Raw genomic sequence first — 25,264 nt, forward strand, 5'->3', positions numbered from 1 at the left:
TCGGTGCAGGCCGCACCGGTAGGCTGCCACGGGACAATGTAGAGCCTTTGACACTTCGCGTATATTCGCTTTATCGTTCTCAACACCTCTACTTTTTTCGAAGTATTGCCCCGTGAACTTCAAGCATCTGCGCTACTTCTGGACCGTAGCCAAGGCGGGCGGCGTCATGCGCGCCAGCGAGCAGCTGCACACCACGCCGCAAACGCTGTCCGGCCAGATCCGCCAGCTGGAGGAATGGCTGGGACACGATCTCTTCCGCAAAAGGGGCCGCGGGCTGGAGCTGACCCCCGAAGGGCGCATCGCGCTGGGCTATGCCGACCAGATCTTCACCCTGGGGGACGAATTGGAGGGCGCCATCCGCCTGGCCCGCAGCCAGGAGCGGCCGCTGGAGTTCCGGGTCGGTGTGGCGGACTCTCTTGCGAAGTCCGTGGTCTACCACCTGCTGGAGCCGGCACTGGGCATGTCGCAGCAGGTGCACATGACCTGCCAGGAAGGCAAGTTTCCGGAGTTGATCGCCCAGCTGAGCCTCCACCGGCTGGACCTGGTGCTGGCCGACGAGCCGGTCTCCCGAAAGATCGGCGTCAAGGCCTTCAACCACCCTTTGGGGACCAGCAGCCTGAGCTTCTTGTGCGCCCCGGCCTTGAAGGCGCAGCTCCGGGGTCCCTTCCCCGAATGCCTGCACGAGGCTCCGATGCTCATCCAGGGCCCCATGTCGTCCGTGCGCCAGCAGCTCGACCACTGGCTCAACCGCTACCGCCTGCAGCCGCGCATCGTGGGAGAGTTTGACGACAGTGCGCTGATGAACGCGTTCGGCCGGGAAGGCCGTGGCGTCTTCACGGCGCCTGCTGTGCTGGAGGCCGAAACCACCGCCCAGTTCGGCGTGGAAGTCATTGGCCGCTCGGCAGAACTGGTGGAAGAGTTCTTTGCCATTTCCGTGGAGCGCAGGATCACCCACCCCTGCGTGGCGGCCATCACCCGCGCCGCCCGGGGCGCGCTGTTTGCCGCGGAATAGCCCGCACAGAGCCGCTCCTCAGCACGCCGACATCTGCGTGCAAAAACAAAAACGCCCACTGAGAAGTGGGCGTTTCAGTGCAGCGGTTGCTGCGGGTATTTGGTTGCGCGAGAAGGATTTGAACCTCCGACCTTTGGGTTATGAGCCCAACGAGCTACCAGACTGCTCCATCGCGCGGCAAGAAATAAATTATACCCTATTATTCTGCGGCTGCCGAATTATTTTCACCTTCGGCACGGTCCACCAATTCAACCAAGGCCATGGGCGCATTGTCGCCCACACGGAAGCCCATCTTCAGGATGCGGGTGTAGCCGCCAGGACGCACCTTGAAGCGGGGGCCCAGGTCGTTGAACAGCTTGGTCACGCTGTCGCGGTCGCGCAGGCGGTTGAAAGCCAGACGGCGATTGGCCAGGGAATCTTCCTTGGCGAGGGTGATCATGGGCTCGATCACGCGGCGCAGTTCCTTGGCCTTGGGAACGGTGGTCTTGATGACTTCGTGCTCGATGAGCGAGTTCATCATGTTCTGCAGCATCGCGAGGCGGTGCGAGCTGGTGCGGTTGAGTTTGCGGAGGCCGTGTCCGTGGCGCATGGTGCTTTCCTTCTACTGTCTATGTAATTAAATCGGGCAGCCGTATCAGGTACTTCCCGAGGCACGGTTCCCCTCGGCATCGCGCCTGGGGGAACGAAAAGTCCCCCGGGCGGGGGACTTGGAAACCGGACTCCCCATTTCTGGGAAGCCTGCGATTATAGAGCGCGTGCTCAGCGCTTGTCCAGGCCGGCAGGCGGCCAGTTCTCGAGCTTCATGCCCAGCGTGAGGCCACGCGAGGCGAGCACTTCCTTGATTTCGTTGAGCGACTTGCGGCCCAGATTGGGGGTCTTGAGCAGCTCGTTCTCGGTGCGCTGGATCAGATCACCGATGTAGTAGATGTTCTCGGCCTTCAGGCAGTTGGCGGAACGCACGGTCAGTTCCAGCTCGTCCACAGGCCGCAGCAGGATCGGGTCGAACGTAGCGCTGCCGCGCGGGCCGGCCGGTGCATCGAAAGCTGCCAGTTCGCCGCCTTCCAGCTGTGCGAACACCGCCAGCTGCTCCACCAGGATCTTGGCGGAAGCACGCACCGCGTCTTCTGCCGTGATGGCGCCGTTGGTCTCGATTTCAACCACGAGCTTGTCCAGGTCGGTACGCTGCTCCACGCGGGCGCTTTCCACCGTGTAGCTCACGCGCTTGACGGGCGAGAAGGAGGCGTCCAGCACGATGCGGCCGATCGACTTGGTCGATTCGTCCGCATAGCGGCGCATGCTGCCGGGCACGTAGCCACGGCCCTTCTCCACCTTGATCTGCATGTCCAGCTTGCCGCCGGCGGACAGGTTGGCAATCACATGGTCCGGGTTGACGATTTCCACGTCATGGGGAGTCTGGATGTCCCGGGCGGTGACCACGCCCTCGCCGTCCTTGCGCAGGCTCAGGGTGACTTCGTCTCGGTTGTGCAGCTTGAACACCACACCCTTGAGGTTCAGCAGGATGTTGACCACATCTTCCTGAACGCCGTCGATGGACGAGTACTCGTGGAGGACCCCTGCGATGGTGACTTCCGTCGCTGCGTAACCCACCATGGACGAGAGCAGGACGCGCCGAATGGCATTGCCCAGCGTGTGGCCGTAACCACGCTCGAACGGCTCCAGTGCGACCTTGGCCCGGTTGTGGCCAAGCTGTTCGACATTGATCGCCTTGGGTTTCAGCAAATTGGTTTGCATTCAGACTTCCTCTCAATACCCCCAGCTCGTTACACCGGTAAGGCTGGTGAAGCGCCTAAACCGCGATGCCTCGCGGTTCAGGGACGGTTTGCTTGAAATACTTCCGTACTCTACGGATTAGCGCGAGTACAACTCAACGATCAGCGATTCGTTGATGTCGGCGCCGAACTCATCGCGGTCCGGAACCTTCTTGAACACGCCTTCGGCCTTGTCGGCGTTCACTTCCACCCATGCAGGCATGCCAACTTGGGCCGCCAGTTGCAGGGCTTCCACCACGCGGGCTTGCTTCTTGGACTTTTCGCGCACGGCCACCACGTCGCCGGCCTTGACCAGGTACGAAGCGATGTTCACCGACTTGCCGTTCACCGTGATCGCCTTGTGCGACACCAGCTGGCGGGCTTCAGCGCGGGTGGAACCGAAACCCATGCGGTACACCACGTTGTCCAGACGGGACTCGAGCAGGAACAGCAGGTTGGCGCCGGTGTTGCCCTTCTTGCCGTCAGCGGCTTCGAAGTAGCGGCGGAATTGCTTTTCCAGCACGCCGTACATGCGCTTGACCTTTTGCTTTTCGCGCAGTTGCAGGCCGTAGTCGGAGGTGCGGGCACCCGAGGTGCGGCCATGCTGGCCGGGCTTGGAGTCGAACTTCGACTTGTCGGCGATCGAGCGGCGGGCGCTCTTCAGGAACAGGTCGGTGCCTTCACGGCGGGAGAGTTTGGCCTTGGGGCCGAGGTAACGTGCCACTTGAGCTTCCTTTGTGTCATCTGCCGCAAACCATTGCGGGAGCCGCCTGGAGCGCTTGCGCGTACCCAGGCGGCGGTGGGCTTAGAGAGAAATTAGATACGGCGGCGCTTTTGGGGGCGGCAACCGTTGTGGGGCACGGGCGTCACGTCCGAAATGGACGTGATGCGGATGCCCAGAGCACCCAGGGCGCGAACCGAGGATTCACGGCCGGGACCGGGACCCTTGATTTCGACGTCGAGGTTCTTGATGCCTTGTTCAATGGCAGCGCGGCCGGCCACTTCCGAAGCCACCTGTGCAGCGAACGGAGTGGACTTGCGCGAGCCCTTGAAACCCTGGCCACCCGACGAGGCCCACGACAGTGCATTGCCCTGGCGGTCCGTGATCGTGATGATGGTGTTATTGAACGAAGCGTGCACGTGGGCGATGCCGTCCGAAACGTTCTTGCGAACCTTCTTGCGGACGCGCTGGGCTGCGTTATTGGCAGGAGACTTGGCCATGTTGATCTTTCAATCTCTTTATTTCTTCAGTGCAGCAGCACCCTTGCGCGGACCCTTGCGGGTGCGGGCATTGGTACGGGTGCGCTGACCACGCATGGGCAGACCGCGGCGATGGCGGAAGCCACGATAGCAGCCGATGTCCATCAAACGCTTGATGTTCATCGTGGTTTCGCGGCGCAGGTCACCCTCGATGGTGAACTGTTCGATTTGCTCGCGAATTTTTTCCAGGTCGCCGTCCGTCAGATCCTTGATCTTCTTGGAGTAAGCGATGCCCGTTGCTTCGCAGATCTTGCGAGCGCGGGTGCGACCGATGCCATAAATGGCGGTCAAACCGATTTCCGCGTGCTTGTGCGGCGGAATGTTAATGCCAGCGATACGTGCCATATGCGTCCTCTAATACTTTCCAATCAACCTTGGCGCTGCTTGTGACGCAGATCCGTGCAGATCACGCGCACCACACCCTTGCGGCGGATGATCTTGCAGTTGCGGCAGATTTTTTTGACCGAAGCCGAAACTCTCATTGCATTCTCCTAAAACTTTTCCATCGTCCCGGCTGCTTTGCGCGGAACACACACTGTGCCCGCGAAACGTGGGGCCTTCACTTAAACGATATCCAGCCTGCAGGCAGTGCCGCCGCTGCGGCTCCCGCCTTGTTCTATGCATCAACCGCCCGTGCCGCCTTTGAAGTTGGCTTTCTTGAGCAGCGATTCATACTGCTGCGACATCATGTAGTTTTGCACCTGGGCCATGAAGTCCATGGTCACCACCACGATGATCAGCAGCGATGTTCCACCAAAGTAGAACGGTACGTTGTACTTCAAGATCATGAACTCTGGCAGCAGGCACACGAAGGTGATGTACACCGCGCCTGCCAGCGTCAAACGAACCAGGATCTTGTCGATATAGCGAGCCGTCTGCTCACCGGGACGAATCCCGGGAATGAACGCGCCGCTCTTCTTCAGGTTGTCCGCCGTCTCACGGCTGTTGAACACCAGTGCCGTGTAGAAGAAGCAGAAGAAGACAATGGCCGCCGCATAGAACATCACATAGATGGGCTGACCAGGCGTCAGCGCACCAGAAATGTCTTTCAGCCAGCGCATCGACTCGCCCGCACTGAACCAGTTCACCACCGTGGCCGGCAGCAGGATGATCGACGAAGCAAAGATCGGCGGAATCACCCCGGCCATGTTCAGCTTGAGCGGCAGGTGCGACGACTGGCCGCCATACACCTTGTTGCCCACCTGACGCCGCGCATAGTTCACCAGGATCTTGCGCTGCCCCCGCTCCACGAACACCACGAAGTAGGTCACCAGGCCCACGATGAGAACGATGAAGATGGCGGCCAGGATGCTCATCGCACCCGTGCGGACCAACTCCAGAAGGCCCCCGATGGAACTGGGCAGACCTGCCGCAATCCCCGCGAAGATCAGGATCGAGATCCCGTTGCCCAGGCCCCGTTCAGTGATCTGCTCGCCGAGCCACATCAGGAACATGGTGCCTGCCGTGAGGCTGACCACCGCCGTCAGGCGAAAGCCAAAGCCCGGGCTCAGCACCAGACCTTGAGAGCTTTCCAGCGCCACCGCAATTCCCAGCGACTGGAACAAGGCCAGGGCCAGCGTTCCGTAGCGGGTGTACTGCGTGATCTTGCGACGGCCGGCTTCACCTTCCTTCTTCAACTGCTCAAAGGTCGGCACCACGTAGGTCATCAGCTGCATGATGATCGATGCCGAGATGTACGGCATGATCCCCAGCGCAAACACCGTGAAGCGCGAAAGCGCCCCGCCCGAGAACATGTTGAACAGGTTCAGGATCCCGCCTTGCTGGCCACTGAACAGCTGCTGAAGTTGGGCTGGATCGATGCCGGGCACGGGGATGTGCGCCCCGATGCGGTATACGACCAGCGCCAGCAACAGAAAAACCAGTCGGCGACGCAGATCGCCGAATTTGCCGGTCTTTGCGATTTGAGCCGCGCTAGTAGCCACAGATGCCTTCCTTCGGAATCACACTCAGGCGACGCTGCCGCCAGCGGCTTCGATCGCAGCCTTGGCACCCGCCGTGGCGCCCACGCCGCTCAGCTTGACAGCCTTGGTGAGGGAACCGCTCTTGATGACCTTGACAACCTTGGCCAGCTCGCCGACCAGGCCTGCCTGCTTCAGTGCCAGCACGTCCACTTCGGCCAGGCCGAGCTGTTCCAGCGCGGACAAGGTGATTTCGGCGTTGAACTTGAGCAGGTGCGACTTGAAGCCGCGCTTGGGCAGACGGCGCTGCAGAGGCATTTGACCGCCTTCGAAGCCCACCTTGTGGTAGCCGCCTGCGCGAGACTTCTGACCCTTGTGACCACGGCCAGCGGTCTTGCCCAGGCCGGAGCCGATACCACGGCCTACACGGCGCTTGGCATGCTTGGCGCCGTCGGCGGGCTTGATGCTATTGAGTTCCATGATCGATCTCTCAGACGATTTTGACCAGATAGCTGATCTTGTTAATCATGCCGCGCACTTCGGGCGTGTCCTTCAGCTCGCTCACGCTATTGAGCTTGCGCAGGCCCAGGCCACGCACGGTGGCGCGGTGCGATTCCTTGGTGCCAATCGGGCTGCGCACCAGTTGAATCTTGACGGTTTGTTGCGTTGTCATTTCAGGCTCCGGTTCAGGCGAAGATGTCTTCGACCGTCTTGCCGCGCTTGGCCGCAACATTCGCCGGCGTGGTCGAATTGACCAGTGCGTCGAACGTGGCGCGGACCATGTTGTAGGGGTTGGAAGAACCATGGCTCTTGGCCACGATGTCCGTCACACCCAACACTTCAAAGACTGCGCGCATCGGGCCGCCGGCGATGATGCCGGTACCCTTGGGAGCGGGAGCCATCATCACGACGGCCGCGCCATGGTGGCCCGTCACGTTGTGGTGGATGGTGCCGTTCTTCAGCGAAACCTTGACCATGTTGCGGCGGGCTTCTTCCATTGCCTTTTGCACGGCAGCAGGCACTTCCTTGGACTTGCCCTTGCCCATGCCCACGCGGCCGTCACCGTCGCCAACCACCGTCAGTGCGGCGAAACCGAGAATACGGCCACCCTTCACGACTTTGGTCACGCGGTTGACCGCGATCATTTTTTCGCGCAGACCGTCGTCACGACCTTCGTCTTGCACCTTGGGTTGAAATTTAGCCATTTTGTATTCCGCTCCGCTTAGAACTGCAGGCCTGCTTCACGGGCTGCGTCGGCCAGGGCCTTGACGCGACCGTGGTAGGCGAAGCCTGCGCGATCAAATGCAACCTTCTCGACACCGGCGGCCTTCGCTTTTTCAGCGATGCGCTTGCCGATGGCCTGGGCTGCAGCGGCGTTGCCACCCTTGCCCGAACCGCCGAGCGACTTGCGCACTTCGGCTTCTGCCGTGGAGGCGCTGGCCAGCACCTTGCTGCCGTCGCCGGAAATCACACTGGCGTAGATATGGAGGTTCGTACGGTTCACGGTGAGACGCGCCACGCCTTGCTGCGCAATGCGGATGCGGGTCTGGCGTGCACGACGAAGACGCTGCTCTTTCTTGGTCAACATGTTGCAGCTCCTTATTTCTTCTTGGTCTCTTTGATCGTGACCTTTTCATCCGCATAGCGGATGCCCTTGCCCTTGTAAGGCTCGGGAGGACGAACAGCACGGATCTCGGCGGCGATCTGCCCCACGCGCTGGCGGTCGGAACCCTTGATCACCACTTCCGTGGGCGTGGGGGTGGCCACCGTGATGCCGGCGGGCATTTCGATGTTGACCGGGTGCGAGTAGCCCACGGCCAGATTCAGCTTGGAACCCGATGCCGCAGCCTTGTAACCCACGCCGATCAGGCTGAGCTTCTTCTCGAAGCCCTTGCTGACGCCGACCACCATGTTGTTGACCAACTGGCGAATCGTGCCGCTCATGGCATTGGCTTCGCGGGAATCGTTGGCCGGCTCAAAGCTGAGCTTGCCATCCTTGTTCGACACCTTCACCAGCACGTTTTGCGCCAGCGACAGGGTGCCGCCAGAACCCTTGACGGAGATCTGGTCATCTTTCACGGACACATCCACGCCGGCGGGGATGGTCACGGGCATTTTTCCTACTCGGGACATTTCAGTTTTCTCCTCAATGCCGCGGGTTAGGCCACGTAGCACAGCACTTCGCCACCGACACCGGTAGCGCGCGCCTTGCGGTCGGTCATCACGCCCTTGGGCGTTGTGACGATTGCCACACCCAGACCGTTCATGACTTGTGGAATGGAATCACGGCCTTTGTAGACACGCAGACCAGGGCGGCTGACGCGCTCGATGCGCTCAATCACGGGACGGCCTGCGTAGTACTTCAGGGCAATTTCGAGTTCCGACTTGCCGGCTTCGGTCTTCACCTGGAAGCCGTCGATATAGCCTTCGTCCTTCAGCACCTGGGCAATGGCAATCTTCACTTTGGAAGAAGGCACCTGCACGGTGGCCTTGGAGACCATTTGTGCATTGCGGATGCGGGTCAGCAAGTCAGCGATGGGATCACTCATGCTCATGTTGTATCTCTCCTGCCTGCTTACCAGCTGGCCTTGGTGACACCAGGGATGTCGCCTGCAAAAGCCAGTTCACGGATCTTGGCGCGAGCCAGACCGAATTGACGGAACGTGCCACGGGGGCGGCCGGTGATTTCGCAACGGTTGCGCTGGCGCGTAGGGTTGGCGTTGCGCGGGAGCTTCTGCAGGCCCAGGCGGGCGGCATCACGCTCTTCGTCGCTGCGCTTGGCATCGCCAGCGATAGCCTTCAGTTCCGCATACTTTGCTGCGTACTTGGCTGCCAGTTTTTCGCGCTTCAGTTCGCGCTGGATCAAAGCTACTTTAGCCATGCTTCGCCTCAGTTCTTGAACGGGAAACGGAAACCTGCGAGGAGCGCCTTGGCTTCTTCGTCGGTCTTGGCCGTCGTGGTGATGCTGATGTTCAGACCGCGCAGTGCGTCGACCTTGTCGTACTCGATTTCAGGGAAAATGATCTGTTCCTTGACACCGATGTTGTAGTTGCCACGGCCATCGAAAGCGCGGCCGGAGATACCACGGAAGTCGCGCACGCGGGGCAGAGCCACCGTCACGAAGCGGTCCAGGAATTCATACATCTGGACGCCGCGCAGCGTGACCATGCAGCCGATGGCCTGGCCTTCGCGGATCTTGAAACCGGCGATAGCCTTCTTGGCCTTGGTCACCACGGGCTTCTGGCCGGCGATCTTGGTCAGGTCGGCCACGGCGTTGTCCATGACCTTCTTGTCCGAAACGGCTTCGCTCACACCCATGTTCAGGGTGATCTTGGTCAGACGGGGCACCTGCATGGGCGAGGTGTAACCGAACTGCTTGGTCAGCTCGGGGGCGATCTTGTCGCGGTAAATTTCTTGGAGTCGTGCCATGTTTACCCCTTAGGCCGCCTTGATTTCAGCGCCGCTGGACTTGAACACGCGAACGCGCGTGCCGTCAGCCTGCAGCTTGATGCCCACGCGATCAGCCTTGCCGGTGGCGGCATTGAAGATGGCCACGTTGGACTGGTGGATCGGCATGGCCTTCTCGATGATGCCGCCGGTCGTACCCTTCATGGGGTTCGGCTTGGCGTGCTTCTTCACGAGGTTGATGCCTTCGATGACCAGATGGGAGTCATCCTTGCGCAGCGTGACGGTGCCACGCTTGCCCTTGTCACGGCCGGTCAGCACGATGACTTCGTCGCCCTTGCGAATCTTGTTCATGGCGCGTCCTCAGAGAACTTCAGGAGCCAGGGACACGATCTTCATGAACTTCTCGGTACGCAGTTCACGCGTCACGGGTCCAAAGATGCGGGTGCCGATAGGCTCCAACTTTGCATTCAGCAACACGGCTGCGTTGCCATCGAATTTGACGAGCGAGCCATCGCCACGGCGAATGCCCTTCGCCGTACGGACCACCACTGCGCTGTAGACCTCGCCCTTCTTGACGCGGCCGCGCGGAGCAGCTTCCTTGATGCTCACCTTGATGATGTCGCCAACGCTTGCATAGCGACGCTTCGAGCCACCCAGCACCTTGATGCAAAGGACGGACTTGGCGCCGGTGTTGTCGGCAACCTCTAACCGAGATTCTGTCTGGATCATTTCAATATTCCCAACTTGCACCAGAAGACAACAGCCCCAGAGAACTTCTCAAGGGCTGCAAATCAGCCAGTCAGTCTTGGGCCCGTCGTCCGCACCGCAAACCATTTGCGGCACTTCCCGCTGGGCAGAAACCTCGCGCTTTGAACGCGAAGCCCACGAGTATTGCAAAAGGCGCTGGAAATGTCAAGCACCGCTCACGCGGGGGCGTGCAGGTACTGTTGCGCCAGCGCCAGGAAAGCTTCGAGGTGGGGGTCGGTGCCCAGCTCCTCGCGCAGGATGCCGGCGACGGCCGGGGCCAGCGCGAGGGCTTGGCGGGCGTCCAGGAACAGCAGCCGGCAGCGGCGGGCCAGCACGTCTTCCACCGTGCAGGCGTATTCATGGCGGGCGGCAAACCGCACCATGGCGGCTGTCAGGCCGCCGCCCAGCTCGGCGTCCGCACCGGGCAGCTGCTGCACGGCCTGCGCTTCGGCGCCGTAGGAATGCAGCCCCTGGGCATCGCTGATGCGGTGGTGCACGGCCCCCTGCGGCGTGCCGACCAGGCGCAGGTCGTTGGTCACGCCGGCCGGGCGGGACGGCAGCAGGCCCTGGGTGAAGCATTTTTGCAACACATCCTCGGCCATCGCCCGGTAGGTCGTCCACTTGCCGCCCGTGACCGTGACCAGTCCGCTGCGGCTGGCCAGCACGGTGTGCTCGCGGCTCAGGCTCTTGGTGTTGTCGCCTTCGTCGTCCTGGGGCTTGACCAGAGGGCGCAGGCCCACCCAGATGCTGCGGATGTCCTCGGCGCGGGGTGCGCGGGTGAGGTAGCGGGCCGACTCCTCCAGGATGAAGCGCACCTCGTCGCGAAACGGCTCGGGCTCGCGCACGATGTCCTGGCGGGGACTGTCGGTGGTGCCCAGGATGAGCTTGCCCAGCCACGGCACGGCAAACAGCACCCGGCCGTCGGCGGTCTTGGGCACCATCAGGGCGTGGTCGGAGGGGAGAAACTCCCGGTCCACCACGATGTGCACGCCTTGGCTGGGCGCGACCATGGGCTTGACGGGGCGGCCGATGGCTTCGCCGTCCATCTGCCGCAGGGTGTCCACCCAGACGCCCGTGGCGTTGACCACGGCCCGGGCCCGCACGGTGAACTGTTGGCCGGTGTCGGCGTCTTCGCAAACGAAGCCGGCCACCTTGCCCGCGTCATGGATCAGCGAGCGCGCCGGGCAGTAGTTGACCACCAGCGCGCCCAGGCTGGCCGCGGTGCGCGCCAGGGCCAGGGCCAGGCGCGCGTCGTCAAACTGTCCGTCCCAGTACTTCACGCCGCCCTTGAGGCCTTCGGTGCGGGCCGTCGGCAGGCATTCCAGCGTGCGGGTACGGCCCAGGAATTCTGTGGCGCCAAGCCCGGCCTTGCCCGCCAGGGCGTCGTACATCATGAGCCCCATGCCATAGAAGGGCGTTTCCCAGAAGCGGTACGACGGCATCACGAAGGGCAGCGGCTGCGCCAGGTGGGGGGCGTTGTGCAGCAAGGTGGTGCGCTCGTGCAGCGCCTCGCGCACCAGGGCGATGTTGCCCTGGGCAAGGTAGCGCACCCCGCCGTGCACCAGCTTGGTCGCGCGCGAGGAGGTGCCCTTGGCAAAGTCGTGCGAATCGACCAGCACCACGCTGAACCCCCGCGCCGCGGCGTCCAGCGCCACGCCCAGCCCGGTCGCCCCGCCCCCGATCACGGCAAGGTCGTAGACATGCGGCTGGGCCAGCCGGGCCAGCAGGTCGGCACGGCGCGTGGGCAGGGGGGCGGTGGCAGTGTTCATGGGGGTGAATTGTCCCTGCACAGGGCACTAAATTAAGGGTTTACCCTTAAATTCTCCGCGCTTCCCTGGGGAAGCGGAAGAAAGAAATCGAGGGCGGCCGGCCGCCTTTGCGGGCTCCGGCCGCCGGGGAACAGGCCGCCGCGGGGCGGCGGCCCGGTGTTCCCTGAAGGCGCTTGGCGCGCTCAGCGCACCTTGCCGTCCTTCCAGGCTTGCAGGAGCTTGTTGTAGTCAATGGTTTCGCCCTTGGGCTTTTCATTGGCCAGCTTCTTCCAGGGGGCCTGCTTGTCGCTCAGCCACTTGTTGGGATCGCTCTTGGGGTTGAGCTTGGGCGCGCAGTGGGCCATGCCGGCGCGCTCCAGGCGGGCCATCACCTGGTCCATCTCGTCGGCCAGCGTGTCCATGGCGCCCTGGGGCGTCTTTTCACCCGTGACGGCCTGGGCCACGTTCTTCCACCACAGCTGGGCCAGCTTGGGGTAGTCGGGCACGTTGGTGCCGGTGGGCGACCAGGCCACGCGGGCGGGGCTGCGGTAGAACTCCACCAGGCCGCCGAGCTTGGGCGCCATGTCGGTCATGGCCTTGCTCTGGATGTCGGACTCGCGGATCGGCGTGAGGCCGGTCAGGGTCTTCTTGAGCGAGGTGGTCTTGGCCGTCACGAACTGCGCGTAGAGCCAGGCGGCGGCCGTCTTGTTGGCGTCGTGGTCCTTGAAGAAAGTCCAGCTGCCCACGTCCTGGTAGCCGTTCTGCATGCCCTGCTTCCAGTACGGGCCGTTGGGGCCGGGGGCCATGCGCCACTTGGGCGTGCCGTCGGCGTTCACCACGGGCAGGCCGGGCTTGGTCATGTCGGCGGTGAAGGCGGTGTACCAGAAGATCTGCTGCGCGATCTGGCCCTGGGCGGGCACGGGGCCGGCTTCGCCGAAGGTCATGCCCGTGGCTTCCTTGGGCGCGTACTTCTTCATCCAGTCCACGTACTTGGTCAGGGCGTAGACGGCAGCCGGCGAGTTGGTGGCGCCGCCGCGGGCCACGCTGGCGCCCACGGGGGTGCACTTGTCGTCGGCCACGCGGATACCCCATTCGTCGATGGGCAGGCCGTTCGGGGTGCCAATGTCGGCCGAGCCAGCCATGGACAGCCAGGCGTCGGTGAAGCGCCAGCCCAGCGACGGGTCCTTCTTGCCGTAGTCCATGTGGCCGTAGATAGGCTTGCCGTCAATCTGCTTGACGTCGTTGGTGAAGAACTCGGCGATGTCTTCATAGGCGGACCAGTTCAGCGGCACGCCCAGGTCGTAGCCGTACTTGGCCTTGAACTTGTCCTTGAGGTCCTTGCGCTCGAACAGGTCGGCGCGGAACCAGTACAGGTTGGCGAACTGCTGGTCGGGCAACTGGTAGAGCTTGCCGTCGGGCGCCGTGGTGAACTTGGTGCCGATGTAGTCCTTGAGGTCGATACCGGGGTTGGTCCATTCCTTACCCGCGCCGCCCATGTAGTCGGTCAGGTTCAGGATCTTGCCGTAGCGGTAGTGCGTGCCGATCAGGTCGGAGTCAGAAATCCAGCCGTCGTAAATCGACTTGCCCGATTGCATGGAGGTCTGCAGCTTCTCGACCACGTCGCCTTCCTGGATCAGGTCGTGCTTGACGGTGATGCCGGTGATTTCCGAGAACGCCTTGGCCAGGGTCTTGGACTCGTATTCGTGGGTGGTAATGGTTTCGGAGACCACCGAAATCTCCTTCACCCCCTTGGCCTGCAGCTTCTTGGCAGCGTCGATGAACCACTTCATCTCGGCCATCTGCTGGTCCTTGGCTAAAGTGGAGGGCTGGAACTCACTGTCGATCCACTTCTTGGCCTCGGCCTCGCCGGCCCAGGCGGCCTGCCCCAACGCCAGGGCGGCGGCGGCGAAAGCGATCGCCTTGAACTGCATCTTCATTGCTGTCTCCTCAGAAGGAACCCCCGTGGTGAATCCGCTCCGGCCCCGGGGGAAATCGGGCGGGCGGTTTTTTTAATCGGCAAAAACAATAGCTGCCTACGCTTGTCCAGCTTGGATTTCAAAGCATTTATGCGATGAAAATGGCGCTGATCAAGCGCAGACAGCTATGCATTTCATAGCACCATCCATCACCCCTTGCGCAGGATCAGCGCCAGCAGCGCCATCGACAGCACAAAGCTGATCCAGACGGACGGATCGGACTCCAGGCTGAACCACTGGGCCAGCTTGCCGCTGATGCCCACAAAAATCAGGTTCACATACGCGGCAGACAGCAGCCCGATGAACAACCGGTCGCCGCGCGTGGTGGCCAGCGGCAAAAAACCCTTGCGCATCGTCGTGGGCGACTTGATCTCCCACACCGTCATGCCCACCAGCATCAGCACGATGCATAAAAAGAACACCGCCACGGGCGTGGTCCAGGCCATCCAATCAAACATTTGAAGCAATCCTTTCCGCTCGCATTGCGCTAGATTCCGCCACCGCACGCCCCCACCGGCACGCCCAAGGCCAGGGACGCCGAGCAAGGGCCGCCCCGCAGCGAGGGCGTCGTCCCCCTGGAGGGGGAAGGCGCCGAAGGCGACTCAGGGGGTGCATCACACTCTCCCCATGGCGAAGCCCTTCGCGATGTAGTGCCGCACAAACCAGATCACGATGGCGCCGGGGACGATGGTCAGCACGCCGGCGGCGGCGAGCGTGGCCCAGTCCATGCCGCTGGCGCTCACCGTGCGCGTCATCGTGGCCACGATGGGCTTGGCGTTCACGCTGGTCAGCGTGCGCGCCAGCAGCAGCTCCACCCAGCTGAACATGAAGCAGAAGAACGCCGCCACGCCCACGCCCGCCTTGATGAGCGGCAGGAAGATGGTGAGGAAGAAGCGCGGGAAGCTGTAGCCGTCGATGTAGGCCGTCTCGTCGATCTCGCGCGGGATGCCGCTCATGAAGCCTTCCAGGATCCACACGGCCAGCGGCACGTTGAAAAGCAGGTGCGCCAGCGCCACGGCGATGTGCGTGTCCATCAGCCCCACGGTGGTGTACAGCTGGAAGAACGGCAGCAGGAACACCGCCGGCGGCGTCATGCGGTTGGTGAGCAGCCAGAAGAACACGTGCTTGTCGCCCAGGAACTGGTAGCGGCTGAACGCGTAGGCCGCCGGCAGCGCCACGGTGAGCGAGATGGCCGTGTTGATGGCCACGTAGATCAGGCTGTTGATGTAGCCCGAATACCAGCTCTCATCGGTGAAGATGGTCTTGTAGTTGTCCCAGGTGAAATGCTGCGGAAAGAACGAGAACGTGGACAAGATCTCCGCGTTTGTCTTGAAGCTCATATTCACCATCCAGTAGATGGGCAGCACGGCGAACACCAGGTAGACCACCAGGAAGACCGACCGCTTCTGGAAGCGCTTTTCATTCATGGCCGGCCCCCTCGTTGCTGGCGGTGCCCACGCGCTGCATCCAGTTGTAGAGGATGAAGCACAAGAGCAGGATGATGAAGAAATAGATCAGCGAGAACGCTGCCGCAGGGCCCAGGTCGAACTGGCCCACGGCCTTGGTGGTGAGGTACTGGCTGAGGAAGGTGGTGGCATTGCCCGGCCCGCCGCCCGTGAGCACGAAGGGCTCGGTGTAGATCATGAAAGAGTCCATGAAGCGCAGCAGCACGGCAATCATCAGCACGCCGCGCATCTTGGGCAGCTGGATGTAGCGGAACACCGCGAACTTGCTGGCGCCGTCGATGCGCGCGGCCTGGTAGTACGCGTCCGGGATGGAGCGCAGCCCGGCAAAGGCCAGCAGGGCCACCAGGGGCGTCCAGTGCCATACATCCATCAGCAGCACCGTGAGCCAGGCGTGCGTGGCGTTGCCGGTGTAGCTGTAGTCGATGCCCGCCTCCTGCAGCAGCCGGCCCATGAGGCCGATGTCGGCACGGCCGTAGATCTGCCAGATGGTGCCCACCACGTTCCACGGAATCAGCAGCGACAGCGCCACCGTGACCAGCACGGCGGATGACTTCCAGCCCTGGGCGGGCATGGACAGCGCGAGCAGGATGCCCAGCGGAATCTCCACCGCCAGCACGGCCAGCGAGAAGGTGAGCTGGCGCAGCAGCGCGGCGTGCAGTTCCTCGTCGCGCATCACCTGCACGAACCATTCGGTGCCCACGAACACGCGGCGCTCGGGGCTGATGATGTCCTGCACCGAGTAGTTCACCACCGTCATCAGCGGCAGGATGGCCGAGAAGGCCACGCACAGGATCACCGGCAGGATCAGGAACCAGGCCTTCTGGTTCACGGGCTTGGTCGTAACGCTCATTGGGCGACCTCCACGGTCAGCAACTGTTCGTTCTGGTAGTAGCAGGTGTGCGTGCCCAGCACCTGCAGCCAGGCCGTGTCACCGGCCGATGGCAGACGGGTTTCAGGCGCGAAGCGCGCCTTGAGCGTGTGCTCCCCTACCTTGGCGGTCAGCATCAAATACGTGCCGATGTCCTGCACCTGCGCCACCGTGCAGGGCAGCGCGCCGGGCTGTTGCGGCTGGGCCAGGGCCAGGTACTCGGGCCGGATGCCGACCTGCAGGGCGCCATCGGGCAGCGCACGGCCCACCGGGCTGACCAGGCGGTGTGCCGCCACGGTGAGGCTGCCGCCCTCGCTGTGCGCCGGCAAAAAGTTCATGCCGGGCGAGCCGATGAAGTGGCCCACGAAGGTGTGCGCAGGCCGCTCGAACAGCGCGTCGGCCGAGCCCACCTGCACGGCCTTGCCGCGCGTCATCACCACCACCTGGTCGGCGAAGGTGAGCGCCTCGACCTGGTCGTGCGTCACGTAGATCAGCGTGAGCTTCAGCTCGTGGTGGATCTGCTTGAGCTTGCGCCGCAGCTGCCACTTGAGGTGCGGGTCGATCACGGTGAGCGGCTCGTCGAACAGCACGGCCGCGACGTCCGAGCGCACCAGTCCCCGGCCCAGCGAGATCTTCTGCTTCTGGTCCGCCGACAGGCCCGCGGCACGCATGTTCAGCTGGTGGCTCATCTCCAGCATCTCAGCGATGGCACCCACGCGCTGCCGGATCTGCGCCTCGGGCACCTTGCGGTTCTTGAGCGGGAACGCCAGGTTCTCGGCCACCGTCATGGTGTCGTAGATCACGGGGAACTGGAACACCTGTGCGATGTTGCGCTCCTGCGGGCTGGCGCGCGTCACGTCGCGGCCGTCGAACAGCACCTTGCCATGCGAGGGCACGAGCAGGCCCGACATGATGTTGAGCATGGTGGTCTTGCCGCAGCCCGAGGGGCCGAGCAGCGCATACGCGCCGCCGTCCTCGAACTCCATCTTGAGCGGCAGCAGCGCGTAGTCGCTGTCCTGCTGCGGGTTCGGCTTGTACGAATGCGCCAGGTCCAGGCTGATGCGGGCCATCTCAGCGCCCTCCTTGTGCGGCGGCGGGGCGCGCGGGCGCCCATGCCAGGGTTCCATCGGCGCCAAACACGTAGGCCTGCGATGGGTCCAGGTGCAGCGTGAGAGCGGTGCCCAGCTCGAAGTAGTGCACGCCCGTGAGCTGCGCCACCACCTCGCCCCAGGGCGTGGCTGCGTGCACGAAGGTGTCCGAGCCGGAGATTTCCGCCAGCTCCACCACCCCGGCCACGCTCACGTCGCCCGGGCGGGCCTGCACGCGCAGCGCGCTGGCGCGCACCCCCACGGTCACGGCACCGGCGCCGGCCGCTGCCGGCAGCGGCACCGCCAGTTCCAGCCCGCCCGGCAGGCGCACGCCCCCCGCCACGGCCGTGGCGGGCAGCAGGTTCATCGGCGGGTCGCTGAAGGCGCGGGCCACGCGCAGCGAGTTGGGTGCGTGGAAGACCTCGGCCGTGGGGCCGTACTGCAGCAGCCGGCCCTCGTCCAGCACGGCGGTGTAGCCGCCCAGCAGCAGCGCCTCGCCCGGCTCGGTGGTGGCGTACACCACGGTCGACTGGCCAGCGGCAAACAGCTGGGTCAGTTCTTCGCGCAGCTCTTCGCGCAGCTTGTAGTCCAGGTTCACCAAGGGCTCGTCCAGCAGCATCAGCGGCGCGCCCTTGGCCAGGGCGCGGGCCAGCGCCACGCGCTGCTGCTGGCCGCCGGACAGCTCGGCCGGGTAGCGGTCGAGGAACATGTCGATGTGCAGCCGCTGCGCAATCTCGCGCACCCGGGCCTCGATGTTCTTCTCGCCCCGCAGCTTCAGCGGCGAGGCAATGTTGGCCGCCACCTTCATGGACGGGTAGTTGATGAACTGCTGGTACACCATGGCCACGTTGCGCTCGCGCACCGGCATGCCGGTCACGTCCACGCCGTCCACCGTCACCCGGCCGGCGGTGGGCGCGTCCAGCCCGGCCATGATGCGCATCAGGCTCGTCTTGCCCGCCTGGGTGGCGCCCAGCAGCACCGTGACGGCGCCGCTGTGCAGCGCCAGGCTCATGTCGTACAGCCAGGTTTGCGGCCCGACCTTCTTGCTGATGCTGTCCAATGCCAGCTGCATCGCGCTTGCCTTTCTTGCGCCCCGCGCCGGGGCCTAAAGCGGCCCGCGCACAACGGGGCACCGCGTTTTCGATTGCGATGATTTTTGTTCGTTTTTGATCATGTCGAATCAAGGTTTACCCTTAACGAGTTCCTTTTTGTTCGATTTAAAGTACCTCCACCCCCTGAAACCGAGCATTCGCGTGAATACGAACCCCCGGCAACTGCTGCTTCTTGAAGAGGTCCGCGCGCGCAAGTCCGCCACCGTGGAACAACTGGCCGACACCCTGGGCGTGACCTTGCAAACCGTGCGCCGCGACGTGCAGCGCCTGGCCGAGGCCGGGCTGCTCACCCGCTTTCACGGTGGCGTGCGCGTGCCCAGCTCCACGGTGGAGAACCTGGCGCATACCCAGCGCGAAACGCTCCATGCCGAAGGCAAGGCGCGCATTGCCCGCGCGGTGGCGCAGCAGGTGCCCAACGACTGCTCGCTGATCCTGAACATCGGCACCACCACCGAGGCCATCGCCAAGGCGCTGCTGCACCACCGCGGCCTGCGCGTGATCACCAACAACCTGAACGTGGCCGCCATCCTGAGCAGCAACCCCGAGTGCGAGGTCATCGTGGCCGGCGGCGTGGTGCGTGCGCGCGACCGCGGCATCGTGGGCGAGGCGGCGGTGGACTTCATCCGCCAGTTCAAGGTGGACATCGCGCTCATCGGCATCTCGGGCATCGAGCCCGACGGCTCGCTGCGCGACTTCGACTACCGCGAGGTCAAGGTCGCCCAGACCATCATTGCCCACGCCCGCGAGGTCTGGCTGGCGGCCGACCAGAGCAAGTTCAACCGCCCGGCGATGGTGCAGCTGGCGACGCTGAATCAGATCGGGCGGCTTTTCACGGACGCGCCGCCGCCAGAGCCCTTCCCTGCCCTGTTGCAGGACGCCGGCGTCATCTGCACCGTGGCGGCATGATGTCCCCCCCTGAGTCGCCTGCGGCGCCTTCCCCCGAGGGGGACGACGCCCTCGCTGCGGGGCGGCCCTTGCTCGGCGTCCACTGGCCTGGGCCGCGCACGGAACCAGCGCAGCGGACACACAATCGATCCAAGAATTACCGAGACCCGTCACGATGACCTACCTGCTCGCACTCGACCAAGGCACCTCCAGCTCCCGCAGCATCGTGTTCGACGAACGCGGCCACATCGTGGCGCAGGCACAGCGGGAGCTGCCGCAGATCTACCCCCAGCCCGGCTGGGTGGAGCACGACCCGCTGGAGATCTGGCGCACCCAGCTGGCCACCGCGCGCGATGCGCTGGCCCAGGCGGGCACCACGGCCCGCCATGTGCGCGCCGTGGGCATCACCAACCAGCGCGAGACCACCGTGCTGTGGAACCGCAAGACCGGCCAGCCCGTGCACCACGCCATCGTGTGGCAGGACCGGCGCGCCGAACCCGCCTGCGCGCAGCTGCGCGAGCAGGGCCACGCAGGCACCATCCAGGCCAAGACGGGGCTGCTGATCGACGCGTATTTCTCGGGCACCAAGCTGCAGTGGCTGCTGGACCACGTGCCCGGCGCGCGCGAGGCGGCCGAGCGCGGCGAGCTGGCGTTTGGCACGGTGGACAGCTGGCTGATGTGGCAGCTCACCCACGGCCAGCGGCACGTGACGGACGTGAGCAACGCCTCGCGCACCATGCTGTTCAACGTGCACACCAACCAGTGGGACGAGGACCTGCTGGCGCTGCTGCGCATCCCCAAGGCGCTGATGCCCGAAGTGCTGCCCTCCAGCGCCCACTTCGGCGACACCGCGGCCGACCTGCTGGGCCACCCCATCCGCATCGGCGGCGTGGCGGGCGACCAGCAAAGCGCACTGTTCGGCCAGGCCTGCTTCACGGCCGGCATGGCCAAGAACACCTATGGCACGGGCTGTTTCATGCTGATGCACACGGGCGGCGCGTTCCAGACTTCGCACAACGGCCTGCTCACCACGAGCGCGGCACAGGTTTCCGCGAAGCCCGAGTTCGCCATGGAGGGCAGCGTGTTCGTGGGCGGTGCCGTGGTGCAGTGGCTGCGCGACGGCCTGCGCGCCATCACCAACAGCAGCGAGGTCGAGTCGCTGGCGCAAAGCGTGCCGGATTCGGGCGGCGTGATGATGGTGCCCGCCTTCACCGGCCTGGGCGCGCCTTACTGGAAGCCCGATTCGCGCGGCACCATCACGGGCCTCACGCGCGGCACCACCATTGCCCACATTGCCCGCGCCGCGCTGGAGAGCATCGCCTACCAGAGCGCTGCCCTGCTGCAGGCCATGAGCCGCGACGCCGTGGCCGCCGGCGGCGCCCCGGTGAGCGAGCTGCGCGTGGACGGCGGCGCGTGCGTGAACGATCTGCTGATGCAGTTCCAGGCCGACCTGCTGGGCATTCCGGTGGTGCGGCCTGCGGTGATCGAAACCACCGCCCTGGGCGCGGCGTACCTCGCGGGCCTGTCGAGCGGCGTGTACGCCAGCACCGGCGAACTCTCCCAACTGTGGCGCGCTGACCGCCGCTTTGTGCCCACGCTGGGCAATGCGCGGGCGCAGGAGCTGATGGCGAACTGGGAGCGGGCGGTGCGCCAGACAGTAGCGGAGTAGCTCCCCCTGAGGCGCTGCGCGCCTCGGTGCTGGCCGCCACAGGCGGCAGCTCTTCGGGGAGCCCTTGCTTTGGCCGCGCCAGTTGCACGAGTCTTCGAGCAACTCGTAGGTCTAGCGGCGCTACCATCGGCTCTCCCTTTCCAGCCTGCCCGCAAAATGACCTCCCCCGCTCCAGCCACAGCAAACTCCTCCCTCCCCACCATCGCCTTCATCGGCGGCGGCAACATGGCCAGCGCCATCATTGGCGGGCTGATCCACCAGGGCCATCCGGCCCGCCAGATCGAGGTGGTGGAGCCCTATGCCCCGGCGCGCGAAGCGCTGCTCAAGAACTTCGGCATCGCGGCGCAACCCGAAGCCGGGCCCGCGCTGCAGCGCGCCAGCATCGTGGTCTGGGCCGTGAAGCCCCAGACCTTCAAGGACGCCGCCGCGCAGGCCAAGGCGCACACGGCCCAGGCCCTGCACCTGAGCGTGGCCGCCGGCATCCGCTCGGACAGCATTGCGCAGTGGCTCGGCAGCGAGCGCATCGTGCGCACCATGCCCAACACCCCTGCACTGGTGGGCAAGGGCATGAGCGCGCTCTATGCCCGCCCGGCCGTGGGCGCCGCGGAACGCGCGCAGGTCGAGGTCATCCTGGCCAGCACGGGCGAGTTCCTGTGGGTGGAAACCGAAAAGCAGCTCGACGCCGTGACGGCGCTGTCGGGCTCGGGCCCTGCGTATGTCTTTTACTTCCTGGAAGCGATGACGCGCGCGGGCACCGCCATGGGGCTGCCCGAAGCACAGGCGCACCGGCTGGCGGTGGGCACCTTCGTGGGCGCGTCCGAGCTGGCCCGCCGCTCCGACGAGCCCCCGGCCGTGCTGCGCGAACGCGTCACGTCCAAGGGCGGCACCACCTACGCGGCCCTGCAGTCCCTGGAGGCCAGCGGCGTCGCAGCGGCGTTCGAAGCCGCCATGCGCGCGGCGGAGCAACGCGCGCATGAACTGGGCAATGAATTCGGCACTTGAATCATTTTTGGCCTCCAGCCCTTATCCATCAAGCGCAAGCAGCTATGAATTAGTGAGCACCGAGCGCACCAGGTAGCTGCCCGCAATGCCCGCGAACACCGTGGCGCCCAGCCAGTGGTTGATGCGGAAGGCGCGGAAGCAGCCCTCGCGCGTGCGGGTGCGGATCAGCGAGAAATGCCAAGCCGCCTGGGCCAGGGCGGCGGCAAGCGCTACGTAAAAAATAGCGCCCAGCGCATACGGGGCCAGCGCTACCGCCCAAATACCGATGAAAAGCAGGTAGAACAGCACGATGCCCGCCACATCGAACCGCCCCAGCGTGATGGCAGACGTCTTGATGCCGATCTTCAGGTCGTCGTCGCGGTCCACCATGGCGTATTCGGTGTCGTAAGCCAGCACCCAGAACAGGTTGCCCAGCCACATCCACCACGCCACGGCCGGCACGCGGCCCTGCACGGCGGCAAAGGCAATGACGATGCCGAAGTTGAACGCGATGCCCAGCACCGCCTGCGGCATGGCGATGAGGCGCTTGGTGAACGGGTAGGCAATGGCCACCAGCAGCGCGGGCACCGACCAGGCCACGGCCGCCGCGTTGGTGGTGAGCACCAGGCCGAAGGCCGCCAGCGCCAGCACCGCGCCCAGGCCCAGCGCCTCCTTCACGCCCACAGCGCCGGTGGTCACGGGCCGCTGCGCGGTGCGCTTGACGTGCTTGTCGAAGTCGCGGTCGGCCACGTCGTTCACGCAGCAGCCCGCGCTGCGCATGAGGATGGTGCCCAGCACGAACACGATGAGCAGGTGCCAGCCCGGAAAACCGTCGGCCGCGATCCACAGCGCGCTGAGCGTGGGCCACAGGCACACCAGCCAGCCGGCCGGACGGTCCCAGCGGATGAGGTCCAGGTACAGGGCAAGGCGGCTGCGGGCAGGGGCGGCAACAGGGGCGGACATGGCGGACAACAGGCAAAAAGAAGCGGACAAGGGCGGGCACCCCAGGCGGTGCCGGCGGGCGCACCGAATGTAGCAGCCATGCCCGCCGCACCACGGTGCGCAGATGCCCCGACGCCGGCGCGGGACGTCCCGCATACGGAACGGGGAAAACCGTTAAAGTCGCGCGTTCCCCAACCACCCGACGCTCTCCTCCGGAGCCGTGCCGCATGTCCCGTACTACGACGTCTCAGGTTGCCGCTTCGCGTTTTGTTGTGCCCCGTGGCATGCTGGCGGGCTTTGTGGTGGCGGTGCTGGCCACCCTCGTGATCGCGCTGGTGAACTACCGCACCGCCGAAGTGCGCTCCCGCACGGTGGAGGCCATGGACCAGACCACCGTGGCCATGCGCCAGCTCAACCTGTTCATGTCGTCGCTCAAGGACGCCGAGACCGGCCAGCGCGGCTACCTGCTGACCGGCGACGAAGCCTATCTGCAGCCCTACCACCTCGCGCAGGGCGCGTTGCAGCGCTACATGGCCCAGCTCAAGGAGCTCACGGACGGCAACGCCGTGCAGCGCCGCCTGGTGCAGCAGATCGACGACCTGCACCGGGAGAAGCTGCGCGAGCTGAGCGACACGATCGAGGCGCGCCGCCAGCGTGGCGACGAGGCGGCCCTGGCCCTGATCCGCACCGACAGCGGGCGCGCCATCATGGACCGCATCCGCGACCAGGCCTCGGACCTCGCCACCCTGCTGAACCAGCAGCTGGAGGCAGACCGCAAGCAGTGGGTGGACGCGGCGGCCAACTCCACCTACTACTCCTGGGGCGGGTCGCTGGTGCTGCTGGTGCTGATCTGCCTCTCGGCCGCCGCCACCGCGCGCGAGTACCGCCTGAAGGCGCAGCAGTCGTGGGTGTCGGCCGGCCTGTCGGGACTGGCCCAGCGCCTGCAGGGCGACCACCGGCTCGAAGACCTGGGCCCGCTGGCGCTGGAGTATCTGGCCCAGTACCTGCGCGCGGCCGTGGGCGCCGGCTATGTGGCCGACCCCGGCGGTGACCTGACCCTGTTTGGCGGCTACGCCTTGCCCCGCGAGCGGCTGGCGCAGCGCCTGCTGCCCCAGGAGGGCCTGGTCGGCCAGGCCGCCCGCTCGCGCCAGCTGCTGCACGTGCGCGATGTGCCGGCCGGGCACTTGCCCGTCTCCTCCAGCACGGGCCAGTCCGCGCCCGCCGAACTGCTGCTGGCCCCCGCCATCGAGAAGGGCCAGGTGTACGCGGTGATCGAGCTGGGCTTTCAGCGCCCGGTGACCGACGCGGAGCGCACGCTGATGGAGCGCGCGTCGGAGATGCTGGCCGTGGCCATCCGCGGCGGCATCGACCGCACCCGCCTGGAAGCGCTGCTGGAGGAAACGCAGCGCCAGTCCGAAGAGCTGCAGACCCAGCAGGAAGAGCTGCGCGTGAGCAACGAGGAGCTGGAGCAGCAAAGCCGCATCCTGCAGGAATCGCAGACACAAATGGAGCTGCAGCAGACCGAGCTGGAGCAGACCAACGCCCACCTCGAAGAACAGACCCAGCAGCTGGAGTACCAGCGCGAGCAGCTGCTGCGCGCGCAAAGCGCCCTCACCGACAAGGCCCGCGAGCTGGAACTGGCCAGCCAGTACAAGAGCGAGTTCCTGGCCAACATGAGCCATGAGCTGCGCACGCCGCTGAACTCCACGCTGATCCTGGCCAAGCTGCTGGCCGACAACAAGCCGGGCAACCTGAGCACCGACCAGGTGAAATACGCGCAGACCATCTATGCGGCCGGCAACGACCTGCTGGCGCTGATCAACGACATCCTGGACCTGTCCAAGATCGAGGCCGGCCAGGCCACCGTCGCGCCCGAGCCGGTGAACCTGGCCAAGGCCGTGCAGGCGCTCATCGACCCGCTGCGCCCCCTGGCCCAGGAAAAGGGCCTGGCGCTGGCCGCGACGCTGGCGCCCGGCCTGCCCGCGGCGATCGAGACGGACCCGCTGCGCCTGGGCCAGGTGCTCAAGAACCTGCTGTCCAACGCGCTGAAGTTCACCGAGCAGGGCGCGGTATCGCTCACCGTCACGCCCGGGGCCGACGGCGACACCGTGGCGTTTGCCGTGAAGGACACGGGCATCGGCATCCCGGCCCACCAGCAGGACATGATCTTCGAGGCCTTCCGCCAGGCCGACGGCAGCACCCACCGGAAGTACGGCGGCACGGGGCTGGGGCTGTCGATCTCGCGCGACCTGGCGCGCCTGCTGGGCGGCCACATCAGCGTGCAGAGCGCGCCGGGCGAAGGCAGCGTGTTCACGCTGGTGGTGCCGCGAACGCTCACGGTCCCCGCCACGCCTGCCGCCCCGCAGCCTCCGGCCGCGCTGCCGCCCGCCGCTGCCGCACAGCCCGCCGCCCCG

The 25,264-nt window shown here is 65.0% G+C and carries 30 protein-coding genes and 1 tRNA gene; 5 read left to right on the forward strand and 26 right to left on the reverse strand.

The features are described from left to right. The first annotated feature begins 112 nt into the window (after nucleotides 1-112). Nucleotides 113-1,012 (forward strand): transcriptional activator NhaR, encoded by a 900-nt coding sequence (gene nhaR / locus LWW96_RS18645; protein ID WP_291489362.1) that lies wholly within the window; start codon nucleotides 113-115, stop codon nucleotides 1,010-1,012. A 100-nt stretch (nucleotides 1,013-1,112) separates the two neighbouring features. On the opposite strand, the gene LWW96_RS18650 is transcribed toward nhaR, so the two are convergent. The 25 genes from LWW96_RS18650 to LWW96_RS18770 form a co-directional block, all read right to left on the reverse strand. Further along, nucleotides 1,113-1,189, reverse strand: a tRNA-Met gene (locus LWW96_RS18650). 22 nt (nucleotides 1,190-1,211) lie between these two features. Further along, nucleotides 1,212-1,601: a 50S ribosomal protein L17 gene (gene rplQ, locus LWW96_RS18655; protein ID WP_291489363.1), complete on the reverse strand. Its 390-nt coding sequence runs from the start codon at nucleotides 1,599-1,601 to the stop codon at nucleotides 1,212-1,214. A gap of 170 nt (nucleotides 1,602-1,771) precedes the next feature. After that, the gene (gene rpoA / locus LWW96_RS18660; RefSeq protein ID WP_291489364.1) at nucleotides 1,772-2,764 is read right to left on the reverse strand and encodes a DNA-directed RNA polymerase subunit alpha; all 993 of its coding nucleotides are present in this window, start codon (nucleotides 2,762-2,764) and stop codon (nucleotides 1,772-1,774) included. Nucleotides 2,765-2,881: 117 nt separating this feature from the next. Beyond that, nucleotides 2,882-3,505: a 30S ribosomal protein S4 gene (gene rpsD / locus LWW96_RS18665; RefSeq protein WP_291489365.1), complete on the reverse strand. Its 624-nt coding sequence runs from the start codon at nucleotides 3,503-3,505 to the stop codon at nucleotides 2,882-2,884. Between the two features lie 92 nt (nucleotides 3,506-3,597). Next, nucleotides 3,598-4,002, reverse strand: coding sequence for a 30S ribosomal protein S11 (rpsK, locus tag LWW96_RS18670; RefSeq protein WP_011793799.1), 405 nt, complete (start codon nucleotides 4,000-4,002; stop codon nucleotides 3,598-3,600). A gap of 18 nt (nucleotides 4,003-4,020) precedes the next feature. Next, nucleotides 4,021-4,386 carry a 30S ribosomal protein S13 gene (rpsM, locus tag LWW96_RS18675; RefSeq protein WP_291489366.1) on the reverse strand — a complete coding sequence of 122 codons (366 nt, stop codon included), beginning with the start codon at nucleotides 4,384-4,386 and terminating at the stop codon, nucleotides 4,021-4,023. A gap of 23 nt (nucleotides 4,387-4,409) precedes the next feature. Further along, on the reverse strand, nucleotides 4,410-4,523 hold the full coding sequence (rpmJ, locus tag LWW96_RS18680; RefSeq protein ID WP_005793651.1) for a 50S ribosomal protein L36: 114 nt from the start codon (nucleotides 4,521-4,523) through the stop codon (nucleotides 4,410-4,412). A 141-nt stretch (nucleotides 4,524-4,664) separates the two neighbouring features. Then, nucleotides 4,665-5,984: a preprotein translocase subunit SecY gene (gene secY / locus LWW96_RS18685; RefSeq protein WP_291489367.1), complete on the reverse strand. Its 1,320-nt coding sequence runs from the start codon at nucleotides 5,982-5,984 to the stop codon at nucleotides 4,665-4,667. A gap of 24 nt (nucleotides 5,985-6,008) precedes the next feature. Further along, nucleotides 6,009-6,440 (reverse strand): 50S ribosomal protein L15, encoded by a 432-nt coding sequence (rplO, locus tag LWW96_RS18690; RefSeq protein WP_291489368.1) that lies wholly within the window; start codon nucleotides 6,438-6,440, stop codon nucleotides 6,009-6,011. A gap of 10 nt (nucleotides 6,441-6,450) precedes the next feature. Continuing rightward, nucleotides 6,451-6,633, reverse strand: coding sequence for a 50S ribosomal protein L30 (gene rpmD / locus LWW96_RS18695; RefSeq protein ID WP_291489369.1), 183 nt, complete (start codon nucleotides 6,631-6,633; stop codon nucleotides 6,451-6,453). Nucleotides 6,634-6,646: 13 nt separating this feature from the next. Beyond that, the gene (gene rpsE / locus LWW96_RS18700; RefSeq protein WP_291489370.1) at nucleotides 6,647-7,165 is read right to left on the reverse strand and encodes a 30S ribosomal protein S5; all 519 of its coding nucleotides are present in this window, start codon (nucleotides 7,163-7,165) and stop codon (nucleotides 6,647-6,649) included. Nucleotides 7,166-7,182: 17 nt separating this feature from the next. Beyond that, nucleotides 7,183-7,548 (reverse strand): 50S ribosomal protein L18, encoded by a 366-nt coding sequence (gene rplR, locus LWW96_RS18705; RefSeq protein ID WP_291489371.1) that lies wholly within the window; start codon nucleotides 7,546-7,548, stop codon nucleotides 7,183-7,185. 11 nt (nucleotides 7,549-7,559) lie between these two features. Next, complete coding sequence (gene rplF, locus LWW96_RS18710) at nucleotides 7,560-8,093, reverse strand: 50S ribosomal protein L6 (protein WP_291489372.1); 534 nt, start codon at nucleotides 8,091-8,093, stop codon at nucleotides 7,560-7,562. A gap of 26 nt (nucleotides 8,094-8,119) precedes the next feature. Continuing rightward, nucleotides 8,120-8,515, reverse strand: coding sequence for a 30S ribosomal protein S8 (gene rpsH / locus LWW96_RS18715; RefSeq protein ID WP_291432885.1), 396 nt, complete (start codon nucleotides 8,513-8,515; stop codon nucleotides 8,120-8,122). A 20-nt stretch (nucleotides 8,516-8,535) separates the two neighbouring features. Further along, nucleotides 8,536-8,841 carry a 30S ribosomal protein S14 gene (gene rpsN / locus LWW96_RS18720; RefSeq protein WP_005793633.1) on the reverse strand — a complete coding sequence of 102 codons (306 nt, stop codon included), beginning with the start codon at nucleotides 8,839-8,841 and terminating at the stop codon, nucleotides 8,536-8,538. 8 nt (nucleotides 8,842-8,849) lie between these two features. Next, complete coding sequence (rplE, locus tag LWW96_RS18725; protein WP_291489373.1) at nucleotides 8,850-9,389, reverse strand: 50S ribosomal protein L5; 540 nt, start codon at nucleotides 9,387-9,389, stop codon at nucleotides 8,850-8,852. 9 nt (nucleotides 9,390-9,398) lie between these two features. After that, a complete protein-coding gene (gene rplX / locus LWW96_RS18730; protein WP_291489374.1) occupies nucleotides 9,399-9,719 on the reverse strand; it encodes a 50S ribosomal protein L24 in 321 nt (106 codons plus the stop codon). Between the two features lie 9 nt (nucleotides 9,720-9,728). Continuing rightward, nucleotides 9,729-10,097, reverse strand: a complete 369-nt coding sequence (gene rplN, locus LWW96_RS18735) for a 50S ribosomal protein L14 (protein WP_007861702.1) — start codon at nucleotides 10,095-10,097, stop codon at nucleotides 9,729-9,731. 194 nt (nucleotides 10,098-10,291) lie between these two features. Beyond that, nucleotides 10,292-11,884 carry a glycerol-3-phosphate dehydrogenase/oxidase gene (locus tag LWW96_RS18740; RefSeq protein ID WP_291489375.1) on the reverse strand — a complete coding sequence of 531 codons (1,593 nt, stop codon included), beginning with the start codon at nucleotides 11,882-11,884 and terminating at the stop codon, nucleotides 10,292-10,294. A 182-nt stretch (nucleotides 11,885-12,066) separates the two neighbouring features. Next, nucleotides 12,067-13,800 (reverse strand): ABC transporter substrate-binding protein, encoded by a 1,734-nt coding sequence (locus LWW96_RS18745; RefSeq protein WP_291489376.1) that lies wholly within the window; start codon nucleotides 13,798-13,800, stop codon nucleotides 12,067-12,069. Between the two features lie 188 nt (nucleotides 13,801-13,988). Beyond that, nucleotides 13,989-14,297, reverse strand: coding sequence for a DUF2160 domain-containing protein (locus LWW96_RS18750; protein ID WP_291489377.1), 309 nt, complete (start codon nucleotides 14,295-14,297; stop codon nucleotides 13,989-13,991). A gap of 156 nt (nucleotides 14,298-14,453) precedes the next feature. Next, entirely contained in the window at nucleotides 14,454-15,266 is an 813-nt protein-coding gene (locus tag LWW96_RS18755; protein WP_291489378.1) for a carbohydrate ABC transporter permease, read from the reverse strand. Continuing rightward, on the reverse strand, nucleotides 15,259-16,155 hold the full coding sequence (locus LWW96_RS18760; RefSeq protein WP_291489379.1) for a sugar ABC transporter permease: 897 nt from the start codon (nucleotides 16,153-16,155) through the stop codon (nucleotides 15,259-15,261). The genes LWW96_RS18755 and LWW96_RS18760 overlap by 8 nt, the downstream gene beginning before the upstream one ends. Beyond that, nucleotides 16,152-17,243 carry an ABC transporter ATP-binding protein gene (locus LWW96_RS18765; protein ID WP_291489380.1) on the reverse strand — a complete coding sequence of 364 codons (1,092 nt, stop codon included), beginning with the start codon at nucleotides 17,241-17,243 and terminating at the stop codon, nucleotides 16,152-16,154. The genes LWW96_RS18760 and LWW96_RS18765 overlap by 4 nt, the downstream gene beginning before the upstream one ends. A 1-nt stretch (nucleotide 17,244) precedes the next feature. Further along, nucleotides 17,245-18,333 carry an ABC transporter ATP-binding protein gene (locus tag LWW96_RS18770; protein WP_291489381.1) on the reverse strand — a complete coding sequence of 363 codons (1,089 nt, stop codon included), beginning with the start codon at nucleotides 18,331-18,333 and terminating at the stop codon, nucleotides 17,245-17,247. 181 nt (nucleotides 18,334-18,514) lie between these two features. On the opposite strand from LWW96_RS18770, the gene LWW96_RS18775 reads away from it, so the two are divergent. The 3 genes from LWW96_RS18775 to proC all read left to right on the forward strand — a co-directional run bounded on the left by LWW96_RS18775 (nucleotide 18,515) and on the right by proC (nucleotide 21,929). After that, a complete protein-coding gene (locus LWW96_RS18775) occupies nucleotides 18,515-19,279 on the forward strand; it encodes a DeoR/GlpR family DNA-binding transcription regulator (protein WP_291489382.1) in 765 nt (254 codons plus the stop codon). A 154-nt stretch (nucleotides 19,280-19,433) separates the two neighbouring features. Continuing rightward, nucleotides 19,434-20,927, forward strand: a complete 1,494-nt coding sequence (gene glpK / locus LWW96_RS18780) for a glycerol kinase GlpK (RefSeq protein ID WP_291489383.1) — start codon at nucleotides 19,434-19,436, stop codon at nucleotides 20,925-20,927. Between the two features lie 156 nt (nucleotides 20,928-21,083). Then, a complete protein-coding gene (gene proC, locus LWW96_RS18785) occupies nucleotides 21,084-21,929 on the forward strand; it encodes a pyrroline-5-carboxylate reductase (protein ID WP_291489384.1) in 846 nt (281 codons plus the stop codon). 42 nt (nucleotides 21,930-21,971) lie between these two features. Here proC and ubiA read toward each other — a convergent pair whose 3' ends face one another. Further along, the gene (gene ubiA / locus LWW96_RS18790) at nucleotides 21,972-22,871 is read right to left on the reverse strand and encodes a 4-hydroxybenzoate octaprenyltransferase (protein ID WP_291489385.1); all 900 of its coding nucleotides are present in this window, start codon (nucleotides 22,869-22,871) and stop codon (nucleotides 21,972-21,974) included. A 206-nt stretch (nucleotides 22,872-23,077) separates the two neighbouring features. On the opposite strand from ubiA, the gene LWW96_RS18795 reads away from it, so the two are divergent. Further along, nucleotides 23,078-25,264: CHASE3 domain-containing protein (locus LWW96_RS18795; protein WP_291489386.1), on the forward strand; the 2,187-nt coding region annotated here is incomplete at its 3' end.

It is taken from the genome of Acidovorax sp. (assembly GCF_021287135.1).
GTDB lineage: Bacteria > Pseudomonadota > Gammaproteobacteria > Burkholderiales > Burkholderiaceae_C > Acidovorax.